The following is an 18,404-nucleotide window of genomic DNA, read 5'->3' on the forward strand; positions in this document are numbered from 1 at the left end:
AATTAAAAAGTAGCCCGCATCGAACTCGATGCGGGCTTTGTTGTTTCACTAACGGGCAATCATCTTCGTTGTCTGGCTCAACTTGAAGCGTGACAACATGGTATGCAGTTGATCTGCCTGTGACGAGAGTTGCTCGGCAGCGGCGGCACTCTCTTCAGCACTGACCGTATTGAGCTGGGTGACCTGATCAATCTGATCCAGTCCCTGGGAAATCTGGCTGACACCGTCGGTCTGTTCGTTGGATGCCTGGGCGATTTCATCGGCCAGATCCGTGACCTTGGTGACGCGCTGCATGATCTCATTGAGAGCGTCGGCGGTTTCGGCGGCGATGCGGCTGCCGCTTTGCGCTTTGCCTACGGAGTTTTCGATCATCTCGGTGGTTTCTTGAGCGGCCTTGGCGCTGCGGGCGGCGAGGTTACGCACCTCTTCGGCGACGACGGCAAAGCCTTTGCCATGCTGTCCGGCGCGGGCGGCCTCGACGGCGGCATTGAGGGCCAGCAGGTTGGTCTGGAAAGCAATCTCGTCAATGACCTTGATGATCTTGGAGATGTTGGCGCTGGACTCGTTGATATCGTCCATGGCGCTGATCATCTCGGACATGCTGGTGTTGCCCTGTTCGGCGGCGGTTTTGGTTTCACCGGCGAGTACGCTGGCCTGATGGGCATTATCGGCATTGTGACGCACCTGAGCGCCGATCTCGGTCATGGAGGAGGCGATCTCTTCGAGAGAGCTGGCTTGCTCGGTGGCCCCTTGCGACAAGGTCTGGCTGCTGGCGGCAACCTGTGAGCTGCCGGAGGAGATCTGCTCACTGGTGGAGCGCACCTGCTCAAGCACTTGGGTCATGCTGGAATTCGCTTTGGCCAGCGGCTGCTTGATCAGGCCGGTGGCTTCAAAGGTGAAATCTCCGGCGGCTAGTTTTTCAAAGGCGGTGAGGATCTCGTGTTGCAGGTTGTCGGCAAAGGCGTCCATGGCGTCGCCCATCTGGCCCAGTTCGTCACGGCGGGTCAGGTGCATGCGGCTGTCGAGGTTGCCGTGCTCGAGGTCGGTGAGCATGGCAACGGCTTTGCGGATCGGTCGTGTGGTGGAGCGGGCCAGCAGCAAGGCTCCGGCAATGATGCCACCAATACAGATCATGGCCAGAACCGACACCAGCCATTTGAGGCGGGTGATCTCGGCAAAGGCTTCGGCGACGTCGATCTCGGAGAGGAGCGCCCAGGTGGTATCGCCAACCTTGACCGAGGTGTAGGCGGACAGCACCGGGTTGCCGTTGTAGTCGATAATAATCTTGCTGTCGGTGGCGCCGGTCAGCGCCGCATGGGCGGCGTCGGTATCGACCTTGCCGTTTTGCGGGTCAGCAAAAGCGGCGCGTACTGTGTGATGAGTCGGATCGAGGTACGAATCGGAGCGCATCAGCAAGTCGCTGCCCACCAGATAGGATTCACCGGTTTCGCCGAGGCCGGAGCGCTCGGTCATGATGGCGTTGAGCACATCGATGGGAAACTGAAACATGGCCACACCGATCTTGGTGTCGCCATCAAAGATCGGGCAGGCGACAAATCCGGCCGGATCGTTGTACGACGGAAAGTAGCGTTTGTAGTCGACCAGCACAACGCTGTCTTTGCTGGTGGCGGCATTGGCGCGGCGGAACGCTTCGCCAAAGTTGGTGTTGGCGTAAGGGCCGTCGATCAGTGAGGTGCTGTAGTCAAGCTCTTTAAACACCGAGTAAACAATGTCGCCGGTTTTGGAATCGACGAGGAAGATGTCGTAATATCCGAAGCGCTGTAAAAAGTTGCGAATGACCGGGTGAAAGTTCTCGTGCAGGGTGCTGTACCGTGAGTTGTCAGCGGCGCGGTCGAGCTGCTCTTTGGAACCGAGCGGGTTCTGGTTGGCGCGAATGTAGTGATATTGCAGCGCGATGGAGTCGTCATCAAGCATCGACAGGGGGCGGTTGACCTCAGCCGCTTTGCCGTCGTTGCGCTGGCGGTATTCCGTGGCGAACTCGTTGCGGTAATAGGTGCTCAATTTGCCGCGCATGGCCGTGATGTCATCAGCGGAGTAGTCATTGTCGGCAATGAAGTTGGCTGCCGCGTCTTTGAACTGGCCCATGGCTTCGACCACCATGTGGTCTTCAGCAAACGAGAGCATCTGGTTGGAAACCGTCTCAAAGTAACGCTCAACTGAAGCGCGTTTGGCATCGCGAACACTTTCCAGATGGTGAAAGGCGGATTGGGAAAGTGAATCGGTGGCGCTGTTTAGATACACAATGGCCAGGATGGCAAACGGGGTCAATCCGGCAAGGAAAAAGGCAAGAAACAACTTTGTTCCGAACTTCATAAATATCCTCCACGATATGAAGACGTGCGTCAATGCACGCTGAAAAGGCTATCGACGGGTGGCAGCCAACCGTTTTGAAAAGCAGAAGTCGTGCCAGTGTCTATTTTTAATATAAATCAACAACTTAGTTAGGGTAATGCTCCGCGGTGTATAAATGTGTGCCGCTTTGTTGGACAATCCTGCTAAATTTGTGGGCGAATTTTGGATGGCATTGGGTGGAAATTAGCCAGAAAAAAACGCTAATGTTTGCGCTGGTTGGCTCATTGTGGATGGTTAATGGCGACAAGGGTGGCAACAGAAAGAGCTTGTCTGGCTTTGGCCAAGATCCGTGACATGAGAACGGAGAGATGAGAGTGTGATCAATCAGTGCTGTCGTATCAAAAACCACAATATGTTGTGAATCCGCTTGACACTCACCACAATTTCGGATAAAGATAACCAAAAATATCCACATTGAAATGTGGACGTCATATTGGATCACGGTGCCCAACGGGAGCTTAAATGTCTCGTGAGGCTTGATAGGGAAGAGGGGTGCAACTCCCCCGCGGACCCGCCGCTGTAAACGTGGACAACAGGCTCCATGCCACTGGTTTCGACCGGGAAGGCGCCTGAAGGATGAAGCGTAAGCCAGAAGACCTGCCTGATCCCAACACTCAATGATTCCTCGTGGTAAAGGGAGAGTGACGCATGCATCCGGATTTTAAATACGCGAAGTCCGCAGGGAGCTTTGGCCCCTGCGGACTTTTTTGTGTTTCCGGTGCAGACTGTCTCCTGTGCCGCGGTTTAACCTGATGAAGGAGCAGTCGATGCCAGAGACCGAACACGCCCACCAGCTTGCCAGTGTCGTATTACCCGCCAAAGTCGTGAAACGCGATGGCACCAGTGTGCCGTTTGACAGCGAACGAATTCGCTTTGCTATTGCCCGTGCCGGTAAAGTGACCGGTGAATTCGATGAGAGTGAAGCCGCTCTGCTCACCCAGCAGACCCTTAAGGTGTTGCGCCACCGTTTTCCGTTTCAGGCTCCCAAGGTTGAACAGATTCAGGATGTGGTCGAGCAGACGCTGATCTCCGCCAACCATTTTGCCACGCTGCGTGCCTATGTGGTCTATCGTGAGCAGCATCAGAAACTGCGTCAGGACCAGAAAACCGTGGTCGATGTGGCGTCGTCGATCAATGAATATCTTGATCAGTCGGACTGGCGGGTCAATGCCAACGCCAATCAGGGCTATTCGCTCGGCGGGCTGATCCTCAATATCTCCGGCAAAGTCACGGCCAACTACTGGCTGAACCACGTCTATGCCCCGGAACTGGGCGAGGCGCACCGTGACGGCAGTCTGCATGTTCACGATCTCGATATGCTGTCCGGCTACTGCGCCGGTTGGTCGCTGCGGATGCTGTTGCAGGAAGGCTTTAACGGTGTGCCGGGCAAGGTGGAAGCGGCTCCGCCACGCCACCTGTCCAGCGTCATCGGTCAGATCGTCAACTTTCTCGGTACGTTGCAGAACGAATGGGCCGGAGCCCAGGCGTTCAGCTCGTTTGATACCTATCTGGCCGCGTTCGTGCGCAAGGACAACCTGAGTTACGACGAGGTCAAACAGCAGATGCAGGAGTTGATCTTCAACCTCAACGTGCCGTCGCGCTGGGGCACGCAGACCCCGTTCACCAACCTGACCTTTGACTGGACCTGCCCGGATGATCTGAAAACCCAGGTGCCGGTGATCGGTGGCGAGGAGATGCCGTTTACCTACGGTGAATTGCAGGACGAGATGGATCTGATCAACCGCGCCTACATTGAGGTGATGACCAATGGCGATGACAAGGGGCGGGTGTTCACCTTTCCCATCCCCACCTACAACATGACGCCGGATTTTCCGTGGGAGAGCGAAAACGCCGAGCGGCTGTTCAGCATGACCGCCAAGTACGGCCTGCCGTATTTCCAGAATTTCCTCAATTCGGAGCTGCAACCCAACATGGTGCGCTCCATGTGCTGCCGCTTACAGCTCGACTTGCGCGAACTGCTCAAACGCGGCAATGGTCTGTTCGGTTCCGCCGAGCAGACCGGTTCCATCGGTGTGGTCACCATCAACTGCGCCCGTCTTGGTTATCAGTTTGCCGGGGATGAGGCCGGATTGCTCGCCCGTCTTGACGAACTTCTTGAATTGGCGCGCACCAGCCTGGAAGTCAAACGCAAAACCATTCAGCGTCAGATGGATCAGGGCCTGTTCCCCTACACGCGACGGTATCTCGGCACCCTGCGCAACCATTTCTCCACCATCGGTGTCAATGGTCTTAACGAGATGATCCGCAACTTCACAGATGATCAGGACAACATCACCAGCGAACAGGGCCAGCTGTTTGCCATCCGTTTTATGGATCACGTGCGGCAACGCATGGTGGAATATCAGGAACAGACCGGCCACATGTACAACCTCGAAGCCACGCCAGCAGAAGGCACTACCTACCGCTTTGCCCGCGAGGATAAAAAGCGTTTCCCGGATATGATCCAGGCCGGAACAACCGATGCGCCGTTTTACACCAACTCATCGCAACTGCCGGTCGGCTTCAGCGATGATCCGTTCGAAGCGCTGGAGCTGCAGGAAACCCTGCAACGCAAATACACCGGCGGCACCGTGTTTCACATGTACATGGGCGAGCCTATCGGTAGCCCCGAAGCCTGCCGAAAGCTGGTCAGACGGGTGCTGGAAAATTACCGCATCCCCTATTTGACCATTACGCCGACATTCTCCATCTGCCCGAAACACGGCTATCTGGCTGGAGAGCATCCGTTTTGTCCGCTGTGTGATGAGGAGTTAGCGCAAGCGAACAGTTAAATTGTCTGTTGAGGGAAGGGCGTCAATGCAACGACATCCGTTCGCGATGTTGGTACGCACGTGACGTGGGCTTCCGCGCCCACACGTCGGGCCACATTTTGCGTCGACAAAAGTGGCGCAAAATCGACTCCCAAGGGGCTGTCATCAATCAGACTTCACGAAGTTGTTGCAGATCTTTTTCACGTCAGCAGCGTTATCGGTCGTCGCCATAGAATCACTATGGCTCCTCCCTCTGCCTTGCTGACGCAAAAAATTTCAAGCAACACCTCTCGTTCACCTGATCAATAACAACCCCAATGCGCCCTACGGGTTCCCTCGGTGCTAAGCTGGAGGGCTGGGGTGCAAAATAACCCACAGGCGTAGGGCGGGCACCGTCCCGCCCGTTAGATCGGTGCCACACCAGAGATAAAGAAAGACGAAAGAGCGTTATCACGGTTTTACGCCAAGGATGATGAGTCGCACGATTCGTCGACCTAAAGGGCGGCGAGCCGGATAAGCAAAGCATCACGGAAATCGACTCAGTGTCGGTGAATCCAGGTTCAGGAGAAGTTCAGCCGGTTTTTGCATCCTTTTGAGCGGCAAGTCAAAAGGATGTCGCCTGCCGGGGCGAATCCCGGCGACCCTGACCTTGACTTAGATCTTGGCCTTGAGACTGTGAACTTAAACAAAAGAACACAACAAACAACAAAGGAGCCAAACCATGAAAGAAAACCAAAATCAGATCGATGACAGCCAACGCCAACCCTGCGAAGTTTGGACCCGCGTCATGGGCTACCACCGCCCGGTAAGTTCCTTCAACTCTGGCAAAAAGTCCGAACACCAGCAACGCTGCTTCTTCAACGAGGAACGCACCCGTTGAGTTCCGCTTTACAGGTGGGCGGCCTGACCCGCTGCACCACCATCGATTTTCCCGGTGAACTGGCAGCAGTGGTCTATTGCCAGGGCTGTCCCTGGCATTGCCACTACTGCCACAATGCCGCACTGATCCCGGAGCAGGGCCAACAACAGCTCGATTGGCAACAGGTGGTGGCGTTCATCCAACAACGTCGCGGATTGCTCGACGGCATCGTGTTCAGCGGCGGTGAACCCACCGCGCAAACAGCGTTGATTGATGCCATGCACACCGTCAAAGAGCTGGGCATGAAAGTGGCCCTGCATACCAATGGTGCGTATTCCGACCGCCTGCGGGCTCTGTTGCCGCTGTGCGACTGGGTGGGCATGGACTTGAAAGCCCCGTTTGACGACTACGAAACGATCACCAAATGTCCCGCCAGTGGAGAACAGGCACGGCAAAGCGCGGAGCTGTTGCGCGCCAGTGGTGTGGCCCATCAGTTTCGTACCACAGTTGATCCGTGGTTGCGTGAAGAGGGTCGGTTAGAACAGATGCAAGCATTGGTGGAGTCGTGGGGAGAAACCCTGGTGCTGCAAACCATGCGCAGTTAACCTGGCTTCGTAATGGATCGCTTGCGAAAATCAAGGTAAGGAGGTGTGCAAACAAAACACATGAGGAGGCGGATCAAGCATCCGCCAAGGCGAACAGGAAACGGAAGACGGTGAAAATCCGTCGCGGGCGCGCCGCTGTAACCGGCATAGATAATCCCCCTGCCACCACGGTTGATATCAACCGGAAGGGCGCAGGATCACGGGAGCCGGAAGCCAGAAGACGTCCTGTTCACACACAATCATTTGTCTCGCGTTTCAGACAGGAGAACGTCAATGGAAGCACATGTTTTAGGTTTCCCACGGATTGGTCGTGGGCGAGAATTGAAAAGGGCCCTGGAGGCCTACTGGCGTGGCGAAAGCAGCGCCGAAGCATTATTGCATTGCGCCGAAACTCTGCGTGAGCAGAACTGGCGCTATCAGTACGACAACGGTTTATCTCTGGTCACGGTTGGTGACTTTTCCCTTTATGACCAGATGCTTGATACCGCCTGCATGCTCGGCATGGTGCCGCCCCGTTTCGGTACGGTGAACGGTGATGTCGACCTGACCACCTATTTCCACATGGCGCGTGGCGATGCGCAACGCAATATCCCGGCCATGGAAATGACCAAGTGGTTTGATACCAATTACCACTACCTGGTCCCGGAATTTTCCGCCCAGACCAACATCCAACTGGCATCGCGCAAACTGCTCGACGAAACCCACCAGGCCTTGGCTCTGGGGTTGCGGCCCAAACCGGTTCTGATCGGACCGATCACCTTTCTCTCTTTGAGCAAACAGGAAGACGGCGTTAATCGCTGGGAGTTCCTGCCGCAAATTCTTGATGTGTATTGCCAGATGATTCAACGGCTGGCACCGCTGTGCGACTGGATTCAGATCGATGAGCCGGTACTGTGTACTGACCTGTCTCTGGAAGGCAAAGCACAGGCCACAACGACCTGGCAACAGCTCAAGAAGGCGGCCGGATCGTGCCAAGTGCTGTTGGCCACCTACTTTGGTCGCCTGGATGAGGCCGTGCCGTTAATCGCGGCCAGCGGCTGCGATGCCATCCATCTTGATGTGTTGCGCAACGAGTCGCACTTGACTGAAATCATTCAACAGTTGCCAACAAGCATGATGGTCTCCGCCGGGATCGTCGAGGGACGCAATGTGTGGAAGAACGATCTGCGTTGCAGCCGGGAGCGGCTCGACAGGTTGCGCAACATGATTGGTGACGAGCGGCTGATGATTGGCTCCACCAGCTCCCTGCTCCACGTGCCGGTGGACCTGTTTCAGGAGCAGCAGCTCGATCCGGCCATCAAAAGCTGGCTGGCCTTTGCCGTGCAGAAGTGCCGCGAAGTCGCCTTGCTGGCCCACTTGCTCGATGACGGCGACCACGAAGCACTGCTGCGTGGCAGTGACCGCATTCAGAACTGTCGCCGCAGTGATTCGCGGGTGGAGCGGCCTCTGGTCCGTCAGCGAGCCGCCCAGGTCTGCGATGCGATGCACACACGCACAGCCTACGCGTTGCGCCGTCCGCAACAGGCCCAGTGGCTGCACCTGCCGTTGCTGCCGACCACAACAATCGGATCGTTTCCACAAACCCGCGCCATCCGCCTCATGCGTCGTCGCTATCAGAGCGGCGAGGTCAGCGAACAGGTTTATCGCACGTTCATGCAGTCGGAGATTCACAATGCCGTCAGTGAACAGGACGTACTGGGCCTGGACGTGCTGGTGCATGGTGAGCCGGAGCGCAACGACATGGTTGAGTATTTTGGCCAGCAGATGGATGGCTTCTGCTTCAGCGAACACGGTTGGGTGCAGAGTTACGGCAGCCGCTGCGTCAAGCCGCCGATCATTTACGGCGATGTGTCGCGACCGCGCCCCATCACCGTAGAATGGATTCGCTACGCTCAAAGCCTGACCGACAAACCCATCAAAGGGATGGTCACCGGCCCGGTGACCATGCTGTGCTGGAGCTTTGTTCGCGACGATCTGCCGCGCGATGTCGTGTGCCGACAACTGGCTTTGGCCGTGCGCGACGAGGTGCAGGATCTGGAACAGGCCGGGATTCAGTTGATCCAGATCGATGAAGCCGCCCTGCGTGAAGGGATGCCGCTGCGCAAGGACGAAGCCGAAACCTATCTGCGCTGGGCCGTGGATTGCTTTCGCCTTACCAGCGCGGGTGTAGCCGACACCACACAGATTCACAGCCACATGTGCTACAGCGATTTCAATACCATTCTGCCCTGGATTGCCGCCATGGATGCTGATGTGATCAGCATTGAGGCCAGCCGCAGCAACATGGACCTGCTTGAAGGTTTCCGTCGCCTTGAGTATCCCAACGAGATCGGGCCGGGCATCTATGACATCCACAGCCCGCGTGTACCCGAAGTGGCGGAACTGATCGATCTGATCTGGCGGGCACTGGAGGTGGTGCCGAAAGAGAAATTGTGGATCAACCCGGACTGCGGCCTGAAAACCCGCCAATGGCCGGAAGTGCGCGCAGCGCTGCGCAATATGGTCTCGGCAGCCCATCAGGTGCGACAGAGGGTGGAACAGGATCAGCAGAGTTGCCGGACGGCGGACTGATTGCACTAAAAAACCCCGCATCGAAAGATGTGGGGTTTTTTTAGATTCAGTAAGGATTTTTCACCACCCTGTTAATCAATTTCACCGAACGATTGCTCGAAAATTTCCAGCAATTCAAGGTTTTGTTTCGACAGCATCATCGCATTACCGACGATGGCATAGTAAAGGATACTCAAACGCGTTTTCGACGAATTGTCGTGAATGCGCAGTGCCTGCTTTTCGTCAAGCATGGCGGCCAGGGTGCGCAGTTGTTCATCTTTTCGGCGCAGACTGTCGAGGTCGGCGGTGCGACGGCGGTGGAATGTTTCTTCCACTTCCGTGAGGATTTCGTTGAGCAGTTCGCGCACTTGCTGCAGCTCCTCAATCTGTACCGGCAGCAAGCCTTTGTGATGGTTGCCGACATGACGATAAGAGCGCAGAACAATATCACGCTGGCCGTCGGAGAGTTTCTGCATGCGGCGGATGGTCTGAGGGTACTTGTTGGAAACCGCCAGTCCCGTTTGGCTGAGCACGCGCATGGCTTTGAAAACATTGGCGCTGATGACATTGGACCAGCGCTGAATCTTTTTCACCCGCTTGCGCTGTACGCGCAACTGATCCGGGTTCTCACGAAACAGAGCTTCAAGGGTGCTGTCCAGTGAGGTGCGGATCTCGTCGAGTAACAGGCCCATGTGTTCAAAGGTTGTCTCAATGGCTGTTAGTGGTTCTTCAACGGACTTGAGGTTGAAAATTTTCTCTTTTTCCGCTTCGCCGGACATAACGCGATGTTTGCAATGGGCATTGTAGATCAGGCCGGCGGCGAGCAAAATCAGCACAATGACACCGAGTGCCTGACCGTAGAAGATAACGGTGGCAAAAGTGGCGGCACAGGTAAAAGCGATCACAGCCGTCATAAACCAGCCGCCGATAACCGTGAGAACACCGGTGATGCGATAGACGGCGCTTTCACGGCCCCAGGCCTGGTCTGCAAACGAACTGCCCATGGCGACCATGAAGGTCACATAGGTGGTGGACAGTGGCAGCTTGTTGGACGTGGCGTAGGAGATCACCGCACTGGCCATCATCAGGTTGACCGAAGCGCGCAGCAGGTCAAAGGATGCGGTGGTGCCTCCTTCCGTGGGCAGCGGTGCGGCAGTGGGGTCGAGTCGGCGGCTGACCAGATGACGGACCGGTTTGGGAACCACCAGTTTGGCGGTATCAAAGATATGCAGAACCAGGCGGACAATGGCACGTGACAGACCAATGGATTCAAAACGTTCCGCCCCTTCATCCTGCTGGCTGAGGCTGATTTCGGTCTCGGAGACACTGCGGGATTTGCGTGATATCCAGATGGTCAGAACCATGATAATGCCGGCGATGAGCAGGTAAAGCGTTTCCGAGTGCACTTTTTTGTCCAGGGCACCCATGGTGACAGTGAGCGGATCGGCCGTGGCGATGGCCGACTTAAACGCATGCAGGCCGGCCAGTGGAACGCCGATGAAGTTGACCAGGTCATTGGCGGCAAAGGCCATGGCCAGAGCAAAGGTGCCGATGAGAACAATCGGTTTGAGAATGTTGACCTTCATCAGTTGGAGAATTTGCAGAATCACAGCGGAGGAAACAAAGATAATGCCGATCAGGAGCAGGGTGTTGCCTTTGATCCAACTGATGTTTTCCGCCGTCATGAACGAAGCGCCTTTGGCGCCCTTCACCAGGATGAAATAGGTGATCGAGGTCAGTGCCAGTCCACCCCACAGAGCACCGTAACGTTTAATGCGTTGGCGGTAGTCAAAGGTGAATAACAATCGGGTGAAAAACTGGGCAACGGCACCACAGACAAACGATACGGCCACGGAAAGCAGAATACCCATGATAATGGTAAACGCTTTGGCCGAGTTGATGTAATTGGCAATGGTCGACAGGCCATCTCCGGCGGAGATGATTTTGAGCAGCGAGACGACAACGGCCGCACCGAGAAGTTCGAACACAATAGAAACGGTGGTCGATGTCGGCATGCCGTAGGTATTGAACAGGTCAAGCAGGATAATATCGGTGATCATGACCGCGAGAAATACGGTCAGCAGTTCCGGCATGGTAAAGAATTCCGGGTGGAAAATTCCTTTACGGGCCACCTCCATCATGCCGCTGGAAAAGGTGACGCCTGCGATGATGCCGAGACTGGCGATGATCATGATGGTGCGGCGGGTGGCGACACCGGAGCCAATGGAGGAATTGAGGAAGTTCACCGCATCATTGCTGACGCCGACGACAATGTCGATGATGGCAATGATGATCAGGATTCCAACCCCGACCATAAAGAATTCAGTTCCCATAAGGTGTGGTTATCCTTTCCAGATTCGGAAAAAGGTGGTCAAGCTACGGCAAGGCGTATACAGCAAAAAACCGGGAGGCTGCACAGCCTGACCCGGTGTGTAAAAATGACGTGATTTCAGGTTGGAAAACAACATGGACCATAGCCTTTCACCTTGCCTTAAATGTTCGTTCGCCTGTATAGAGGCGAATTGTTAGGTTTGTGTTAGGGCTTGCATGTTTTTCTAACATAAAATCATTTTTTTTCCACGCCTTAACCGGGGAGAAAACTGAAAAGGATGGTTTCCGTACTCATGCACCTGAAATATGAGTAGACACTTTAGGTGAATTGAGGGCGTACGACAACATTGTTGCAACAATAGGTTGTAAGAGTGGGGTCAGCCGCGAATCCAATATATTTAAAAGAGGAGAATGCTCGATTCGCCAATAAATTTGCTCCTGCAGTTGGTTTCCCATAATACGGAACCCGCAAAAAAATAGGCCGATCCGCTGGGACGGATCGGCCTGAGGAGAGACTCGGAAGGGGAAAGGGAGGTTATCCGAGGATCTGCTCCAGATCTTGTTCGGCTGTGGTGATCGGACCGATGTTGAAGTTCTCAACCAAAAAGTTGAGCACATTCGGAGTAATGAACGCCGGCAGTGTTGGACCGAGCTTAATGTTTTTAATGCCGAGGTGGAGCAGCGTCAGCAGAATGGCGACGGCTTTCTGCTCGTACCACGACAGGATCATCGACAGCGGCAGCTCGTTGACGTCGCAGTCAAAGGCCCCGGCTAGGGCCACGGCAATCTGAATGGCGCTGTAGGCATCGTTGCATTGACCGATATCGAGCAAACGCGGAATGCCGCCGATGTCACCAAAGTCAAGTTTGTTGAAGCGGTACTTGCCGCAGGCCAGAGTCAGGATGACGCAGTCTTCCGGCACCTTTTCAGCGAATTCAGTGTAATAGTTGCGTCCGGTTTTGGCACCATCGCAGCCACCGACGAGGAAGAAGTGGCGAATATCGCCCGCCTTAACCGCTTCAATCACCTTATCTGCCACACTCATCACCGCATTGTGACCGAAGCCGACCAGAATCTCTTTGCCGGGAGCGTCGTTAAAGCCTTCGCAATCCTGAGCTTTGTCGATTACGGCGGAAAAATCCCAGCCATCAATGTGCGGCACGTCGGGCCATTCCACCAGACCCCATGTAAACAGGCGATCTTTGTAGGATTCAGCCGGTTTCTGGATGCAGTTTGTATTGAAAATGATCGCGCCGGGGAAGTTGGCAAACTCCTTGGCCTGGTCCTGCCATGCACCACCGAAGTTGCCTGCCAGGTGATTGTATTTCTTCAGTTCCGGATAACCGTGTGCTGGGAGCATTTCACCGTGGGTATAAATGTTGATCCCTTTACCTTCGGTTTGCTTGAGCAGCTCTTCGAGCATGCGCAGGTCGTGACCGGACACCAGAATCGCTTTGCCCGCCTTGGTGCCGAGATTAACCGGCGTCGGCACCGGATGACCATAGCTGTCGGTATTGGCTTTATCGAGCAGTTGCATGGTCACCAGATTGATACGGCCACATTCCATGCACAGGTTGACGTAATCCATCAAGCCCAGCGAGGTGTCGAGGGTGGCGGCCAGAGCACGATGGGTAAAGGCGTAGATCTCGTCCTCTTCCAGGCCGATCACCAGCGCGTGATGCGCATAGGCGGCATAGCCTTTCATGCCGTAAATAAGAATCTGTTGCGTAGAATGCACATCGGCATCAAGGGCCGGATCTTTGACGCCATGCTGAACGCCTTGGAGAATCAGTTCGCCTTGGGTTGCCGCAGGCTGCCATTGCGCGGCCTGAGGAATGTCAACGGCAATTGGTCCGGCCAGAGCAGCAGCCTTGTCTTTCAATGCCGCCGCCTGGCGGATCAGTTTTTCAATGGCTGCAGCATCAAAGTCGACATTGGTCACCGTGGCAAACAGGCCATCGATCATAAAACGGTCGATCTCCGCATCTTTTTTATCGTTGGCGCGGGCTTTATCCGCCCAGAAGGCGATCCCTTTCAGTGCATAGACGAGAAGGTCCTGCAGGGCGGCAACCTCGGGCTGCTTACCGCAGACGCCAATCTTGGAGCAGCCACCGTTGGCGGCTTGTTCGCATTGATAGCAAAACATGTTTTCCATGGGAAGTTTCCTTTCCTGGGCTGAGTTTGAGGATTGAGAGAAACCAAAAAATTCCAGAATGCGTTTCATGCCTGTTGTCCTTAATTGAGGGGAATGGCTGCGTTGAGAAGCAGAATAGAGGAATCAATCGGTCAGGTATTTGATCCAGATCAAGAAACGGTCTTTTTTCCCGAAAAAAAAAGCGAATGAGCCTCTTGCAAAAGGTCTCGCGGAGCCCAGGAAAAGACGATAAAAATGGTCGTGCTTGTTGCAACGAATTGATTATATGAACTTTTTGAGGTGATTCTTTTCAAGGTGTGTTTGAGAAAAGCCAGGGACGGATTTTTGCGAGAACCATGAATAAATAAAAAATATAAAAACCATTCAAAATGTATGGCTTAGTTATGCAGTAGCTAACCCTTTGAAATTAAAAGATAATTTAAAGATAGCTTAATCTTGAGCAAGATGCGATGACACTCAGATGCATAGCTTTTTTATACAGTTTCGTCTTGTCTGAAAGCGGGGAGTCACTGCGTAGCTGCAAAGAAAAACCTGTAAAAACAGTATCTTACATAGAAAAAATGGTTATTTTCTAAAGTTGGTACGTCTCTCGCTATATCAGAAAGGCAAGAACAACGCACAACACTCAATAACGAGTACAAGCAGCGAACATTGCATAACCATAGGAGGACGTCATGAAAGCCCTGAAAAAAATCGCCACCAGCCTGATACTTCTCGCAATCGCAGCCGTTCCGGCCTTTGCCGGACAGGAATCTTCCGACAGTGGTCTGCTGACCTGGTTGTTCCTCGGCTTTATCGGTCTGATCGTGGTCGGTCAACTCATCCCGGCCCTGGTCATGGGCTTCGGTATGGTCAAGGGCGTTCTCGGACACTCCGACGATCACAGCCATAAGCACAACGCTTAACTCTTTATTTAATGTCATTCACAGCACAAAACACGAAAGGAACCAAAACCATGAAAGCACTTAAAAACATCGCTCTGACTGCTCTGTTGACCCTGATGATGGCTTCACCTTCGCTGGCCGCAACCACCGCTGGCCGCGTCGACAACAGCGGATTCCTGGTCTGGGCATTTCTCGGCTTCTGCGCCCTGATCGTTGTCGCTCAACTGGTCCCGGCTGTTCTGGTGATGTTCGGCATCGTCAAAGCCGTTGCCAGCCCCAAAGAGCACGCCGAACAGAAATCGCATTAAGCGTGCTTTTGAGGTTAGCGTTGCACTGGATGCCCCGGCTCCCACAACCGGGGCATCGCCTCTCACACAGGAGAGCGACCCATGTTACCCGTGATTATTGCTTACCAGTCTCCTGCTGAAACCGACGCACTGATGCAGTGTGTTGAAAAGGCCGGGTGTGTTGCCAAACCCGTCGCCACACTCAATGAAGCCATTGATGCGTTGCGCGAAGAGGAGACGGCGATCATGCTGCTGGGCAAAACCTTTGACGGCAGTTGCGTGCTGGATGTCATCCCGATCTTCCGCTATCTGCAGAAGCATCTGAAAATCATCCTGCTGGCTGACGATGCACAGATGGGCTTTTTGCGCCAGGCGCGTGCCGCAGGGATTTTCTATCACGCCATGGAGCCGCACGACGAAGAGGATTGCCACGAGTTGCAACTGGCCCTGGAATGCGCCCGTGAGGTGTGTGAAAAACAGGGCAGGAGTATCTGGAAGAAACTGGCACCGGTTTTTGGTGGTGCCAACTGAGTTAAAAACCACGTTTGCCTAACGCGACCAAACTATTTGATATTTGACATGCTGTGATGAATGTGTCCGGCGCTCCCGATAAGGAGCGCCTTTTTTTTTGCGCATCATTTATGACGTCTAAAATTAATCTCAAAGCTTGTGTTGATGAGAATAAAAAGTTAAGTTGAAAGTTCTGTGGATTTTGTTTTTTATGTAAGATTTCACTGCCTTTGGGTTAAATCGGGTCGCAACGACTTGCTGAGATATTAAAAATTCCTGCTGTCATAACTTTTTTATGAGGTGAACATGGTTGAACTGGCATTGATCGACAAGATCGTCATCGTCGTCTATCTGATGTGTATTCTTGGCGTTGGTTTGTGGGCCGGACGTCGGGTCACGGAACTGGAAGAATACGCTGTTGCCGATCGTAACTACAATTCGTTGATCATTGCCGCGACACTGTCGGCTTCCTTTATTGGCGGCGGATTCACCATGGGCAATGCCGAAAAGGTCTTTTCCGTCGGTATTATCAATATCGTAGTTCTGTGGGGGTTCAGTCTCAAAGAGTTGCTGGTGGCGCGCTACATTGCCCCTAATGCCGGACGCTTTCCCAAGGCTATTTCGGTGGGTGACGTGATGGAGGTGGATTACGGCAAGGTCGGCAAAGTGGTTACCGGTGTGTTTTCGGTGTTGCTGTGCGCCGGTATCCTCGGTGCCCAGATCGGCGGCATGGGCTATCTGTTCAACCTGTTTCTTGGCATCTCTGTTCCGGCCGGAATTCTGATCGGCATGGGGATCATCATTGTCTACGATACGATCGGCGGTATGCGGGCCGTCGTGGCCACCGATGTGCTGCAGTTTGTGGTGCTGTCTCTTGGTATCCCTCTGTCATTGATTCTCGGTATTTACAGTCTCGGCGGTCTTGAGATGATGCAGAGTCGTTTACCTTCCGGTCATCTGGAGGTGTTCGGATCGATCAGTCTGGTTAAATTCCTCTCGCTGTTTCTCACTTTTCTGCTTGGTGAAACCCTGGTGCCACCCTATGTGCGTCGTTTGTTCATCAGCAAGGATATCCGCCACTTGTGTCGGGGGACGTTTTTTAGCGGGATGTTTTCCATTCCCTTCTTTGCTGTTTCCGGCTGCCTGGGGTTGGTGGCTCTGGCGCTCAATCCGCAGATTGATCCAAACCAGGCCATTCCCTATGTGGTGCAATCAGCTCTGCCTATCGGCCTGCGTGGTCTGGTGATCGCCGGGATTATTGCCGTGGTGATGTCGTCTGCCGACTCGTTTCTCAACAGCGCTTCGGTGGCGTTTGTCAACGACATCGTCAATCCGCTGCGTAAGGAAAAGCTCAGTGAGCAGCGCGGTTTGCTGTGGGCGCGGCTGGCCACCTTGGTGACGGGAGGTCTGGCGATTATCTTTGCCATCCGCATTCAAAGCCTGCTCGATATCCTCATCTATGCCTACAATTTCTGGTCGCCAATTATCCTGGTACCGCTGGCAGCGACATTGCTGGGTTACCGCGCATCGAAGCTGGCTTTTGTCGCCGGTGCTGCGGCCGGTCTTGTCGGTGTCTATGTGTGGAACGCCATGCTCGGTAGCCCCGGCGGTTTTGATGGTTTGTTGATCGGCGTGTTTGCCAATCTGACCGTCTTTAGCACGGTCAATGTGCTAACGCCTTCGCCTGCTGTCGCAGCGGATGTCTGATGGTGATCGCACGGGTGTGATGTCATTGAGGTAAGAGAACAGATTCTTAGCCACGGTGGTGTGACTGACGGAGGACGGTATGGTCGATTTGCTGGTAAAACGGGCACGGACAGTTGGTCGGAATGATCTGGTGGATATCGCCTGTCGTGATGGGCGCATCGTCGAGGTTGGTCCCGATCTGGCGATTACGGCAACGCAGGAGATTGACGCCGCCGGTCAGTTGGTGACACCGCCGTTTGTCGACAGCCATTTTCACATGGATGCGACGTTGGCCCTGCACGATCAGCAGCGGCGCAATGTCAGCGGAACGCTGTTGGAAGGGATTGCCCTGTGGGGCGATCTGAAGCCGGAGCAGACCGTGGAGCGCATCAGCGAGCGGGCCATGAAGCTGTTGTCGTGGTCCATCGCTCGTGGCACGTTGGCCATTCGCTCCCATGTCGATATCTGTGATCCGCAGTTGCGTGCCGTTGAAGCTCTGGTGGCGGTGCGCGAACAGATCAAACCCTATGTGGATCTGCAACTGGTCGCCTTTCCCCAGGACGGCTATCTGCGCGACCCCAAGGCCAAAGCGCAACTGACGCGCGCCCTCGATCTGGGCGTCGATGTCATCGGCGGCATTCCCCATTTTGAACGCACCATGGATGATGGTGCTGAGTCGGTGCGTCAACTGTGTGAACTGGCGGCCAAACGCGGTCTGATGGTCGATATGCACTGCGACGAATCCGATGATCCGTTGTCGCGTCACATCGAGAGTCTGGCCTATCACACCCAGCGCTGTGGTTTGCAGGGGCGGGTGACCGGTTCCCACCTGACCTCCATGCACAGCATGGACAATTATTATGTCAGTAAATTATTGCCGCTGATGGCCGAGGCGCGGATCAATGCCATCTGTAATCCCTTGGTCAACATGGTGCTGCAGGGACGTCACGATACTTATCCGAAGCGGCGCGGCCTGACACGGGTCAAGGAGATGCTGGCCGCCGGAATCAATGTCGCTCTGGGGCACGATGACATAGTCGACCCGTGGTATCCCCTCGGCAGCCACGACATGCTCGAAGTGGCGCACATGGGCGTGCATGCCCTGCACATGAGTGGTACCACTGAAATGGAGCAACTGTTTGGCGCGGTTACCCGCAACGCGGCACGCATTCTCAACCTTGAAGGTTATGGCCTGGAGCCGGGATGTTATGCCGACATGGTAGTTTTGCAGGCGCCTGATCCCATTGAGGCTCTACGCCTGCGGGCCACCCGCCTTAAAGTCATTCGCCGTGGCCGGGTGATTGCTGAAAGCGCCCCGCAGTGTTCGCATCTGCACCTCGGCGACACGACGCTGGGTGTGGATTTTTCCCTCTGATTTTTTTAAACGACAGGA

Annotated in this window: 12 protein-coding genes and 2 riboswitches; of the genes, 9 read left to right on the forward strand and 3 right to left on the reverse strand. The window is 54.6% G+C overall.

Annotation, left to right across the window (positions count from 1 at the left end; all coding sequences use genetic code 11):
• Positions 1-48 precede the first annotated feature (48 nt).
• On the reverse strand, positions 49-2,334 hold the full coding sequence (locus DACE_RS17545) for a methyl-accepting chemotaxis protein (RefSeq protein WP_006002235.1): 2,286 nt from the start codon (positions 2,332-2,334) through the stop codon (positions 49-51).
• A 462-nt stretch (positions 2,335-2,796) separates the two neighbouring features.
• Positions 2,797-2,992: riboswitch (cobalamin riboswitch) on the forward strand.
• Positions 2,993-3,140: 148 nt separating this feature from the next.
• Here DACE_RS17545 and DACE_RS13915 point away from each other — a divergent pair.
• The 4 genes from DACE_RS13915 (at position 3,141) to metE (ending at position 9,179) form a co-directional block, all read left to right on the forward strand.
• Positions 3,141-5,165: a ribonucleoside triphosphate reductase gene (locus DACE_RS13915; protein ID WP_006002237.1), complete on the forward strand. Its 2,025-nt coding sequence runs from the start codon at positions 3,141-3,143 to the stop codon at positions 5,163-5,165.
• Between the two features lie 700 nt (positions 5,166-5,865).
• Positions 5,866-6,024 carry an anaerobic ribonucleoside-triphosphate reductase gene (gene nrdD / locus DACE_RS18230; protein WP_006002239.1) on the forward strand — a complete coding sequence of 53 codons (159 nt, stop codon included), beginning with the start codon at positions 5,866-5,868 and terminating at the stop codon, positions 6,022-6,024.
• Positions 6,021-6,608 (forward strand): anaerobic ribonucleoside-triphosphate reductase activating protein, encoded by a 588-nt coding sequence (locus DACE_RS13925; protein WP_006002241.1) that lies wholly within the window; start codon positions 6,021-6,023, stop codon positions 6,606-6,608. Before nrdD ends, DACE_RS13925 begins: the two co-directional genes overlap by 4 nt.
• Positions 6,609-6,665: 57 nt before the next feature.
• Positions 6,666-6,852: riboswitch (cobalamin riboswitch) on the forward strand.
• A 29-nt stretch (positions 6,853-6,881) separates the two neighbouring features.
• Positions 6,882-9,179, forward strand: a complete 2,298-nt coding sequence (gene metE / locus DACE_RS13930) for a 5-methyltetrahydropteroyltriglutamate--homocysteine S-methyltransferase (protein WP_006002243.1) — start codon at positions 6,882-6,884, stop codon at positions 9,177-9,179.
• Between the two features lie 71 nt (positions 9,180-9,250).
• On the opposite strand, the gene DACE_RS13935 is transcribed toward metE, so the two are convergent.
• Both DACE_RS13935 and hcp read right to left on the reverse strand, forming a co-directional pair.
• Complete coding sequence (locus tag DACE_RS13935; RefSeq protein ID WP_040367539.1) at positions 9,251-11,491, reverse strand: inorganic phosphate transporter; 2,241 nt, start codon at positions 11,489-11,491, stop codon at positions 9,251-9,253.
• Positions 11,492-12,024: 533 nt separating this feature from the next.
• A complete protein-coding gene (hcp, locus tag DACE_RS13940; RefSeq protein ID WP_198912597.1) occupies positions 12,025-13,635 on the reverse strand; it encodes a hydroxylamine reductase in 1,611 nt (536 codons plus the stop codon).
• A 683-nt stretch (positions 13,636-14,318) separates the two neighbouring features.
• Between hcp and DACE_RS13945 the strand changes: the two genes are divergently transcribed.
• From DACE_RS13945 to DACE_RS13965, 5 genes are all read left to right on the forward strand, one after another.
• Positions 14,319-14,549, forward strand: a complete 231-nt coding sequence (locus DACE_RS13945) for a hypothetical protein (protein ID WP_005999948.1) — start codon at positions 14,319-14,321, stop codon at positions 14,547-14,549.
• A 50-nt stretch (positions 14,550-14,599) separates the two neighbouring features.
• Positions 14,600-14,836, forward strand: coding sequence for a hypothetical protein (locus DACE_RS13950; RefSeq protein WP_006002249.1), 237 nt, complete (start codon positions 14,600-14,602; stop codon positions 14,834-14,836).
• Positions 14,837-14,917: 81 nt separating this feature from the next.
• Positions 14,918-15,346, forward strand: a complete 429-nt coding sequence (locus tag DACE_RS17550) for a hypothetical protein (RefSeq protein ID WP_005999951.1) — start codon at positions 14,918-14,920, stop codon at positions 15,344-15,346.
• Between the two features lie 285 nt (positions 15,347-15,631).
• On the forward strand, positions 15,632-17,032 hold the full coding sequence (locus DACE_RS13960) for a sodium:solute symporter family protein (protein ID WP_006002251.1): 1,401 nt from the start codon (positions 15,632-15,634) through the stop codon (positions 17,030-17,032).
• A gap of 79 nt (positions 17,033-17,111) precedes the next feature.
• Positions 17,112-18,386, forward strand: coding sequence for an amidohydrolase family protein (locus tag DACE_RS13965; protein WP_006002253.1), 1,275 nt, complete (start codon positions 17,112-17,114; stop codon positions 18,384-18,386).
• Positions 18,387-18,404: the final 18 nt, after the last annotated feature.

This window comes from Desulfuromonas acetoxidans DSM 684 (genome assembly GCF_000167355.1).
Classification (GTDB): domain Bacteria; phylum Desulfobacterota; class Desulfuromonadia; order Desulfuromonadales; family Desulfuromonadaceae; genus Desulfuromonas; species Desulfuromonas acetoxidans.

What these genes read in the sequence shown, in the direction of transcription:
- DACE_RS13945 (WP_005999948.1), top strand. Translation starts at nt 14,319, where the DNA reads ATGAAAGCCCTGAAAAAAATCGCCACCAGCCTGATACTTCTCGCAATC.
- DACE_RS13915 (WP_006002237.1), top strand. Translation starts at nt 3,141, where the DNA reads ATGCCAGAGACCGAACACGCCCACCAGCTTGCCAGTGTCGTATTACCC.
- DACE_RS13935 (WP_040367539.1), bottom strand. Translation starts at nt 11,491, where the DNA reads ATGGGAACTGAATTCTTTATGGTCGGGGTTGGAATCCTGATCATCATT.
- DACE_RS17545 (WP_006002235.1), bottom strand. Translation starts at nt 2,334, where the DNA reads ATGAAGTTCGGAACAAAGTTGTTTCTTGCCTTTTTCCTTGCCGGATTG.
- nrdD (WP_006002239.1), top strand. Translation starts at nt 5,866, where the DNA reads ATGAAAGAAAACCAAAATCAGATCGATGACAGCCAACGCCAACCCTGC.
- DACE_RS13950 (WP_006002249.1), top strand. Translation starts at nt 14,600, where the DNA reads ATGAAAGCACTTAAAAACATCGCTCTGACTGCTCTGTTGACCCTGATG.
- DACE_RS17550 (WP_005999951.1), top strand. Translation starts at nt 14,918, where the DNA reads ATGTTACCCGTGATTATTGCTTACCAGTCTCCTGCTGAAACCGACGCA.
- metE (WP_006002243.1), top strand. Translation starts at nt 6,882, where the DNA reads ATGGAAGCACATGTTTTAGGTTTCCCACGGATTGGTCGTGGGCGAGAA.
- DACE_RS13965 (WP_006002253.1), top strand. Translation starts at nt 17,112, where the DNA reads ATGGTCGATTTGCTGGTAAAACGGGCACGGACAGTTGGTCGGAATGAT.
- DACE_RS13960 (WP_006002251.1), top strand. Translation starts at nt 15,632, where the DNA reads ATGGTTGAACTGGCATTGATCGACAAGATCGTCATCGTCGTCTATCTG.
- hcp (WP_198912597.1), bottom strand. Translation starts at nt 13,635, where the DNA reads ATGTTTTGCTATCAATGCGAACAAGCCGCCAACGGTGGCTGCTCCAAG.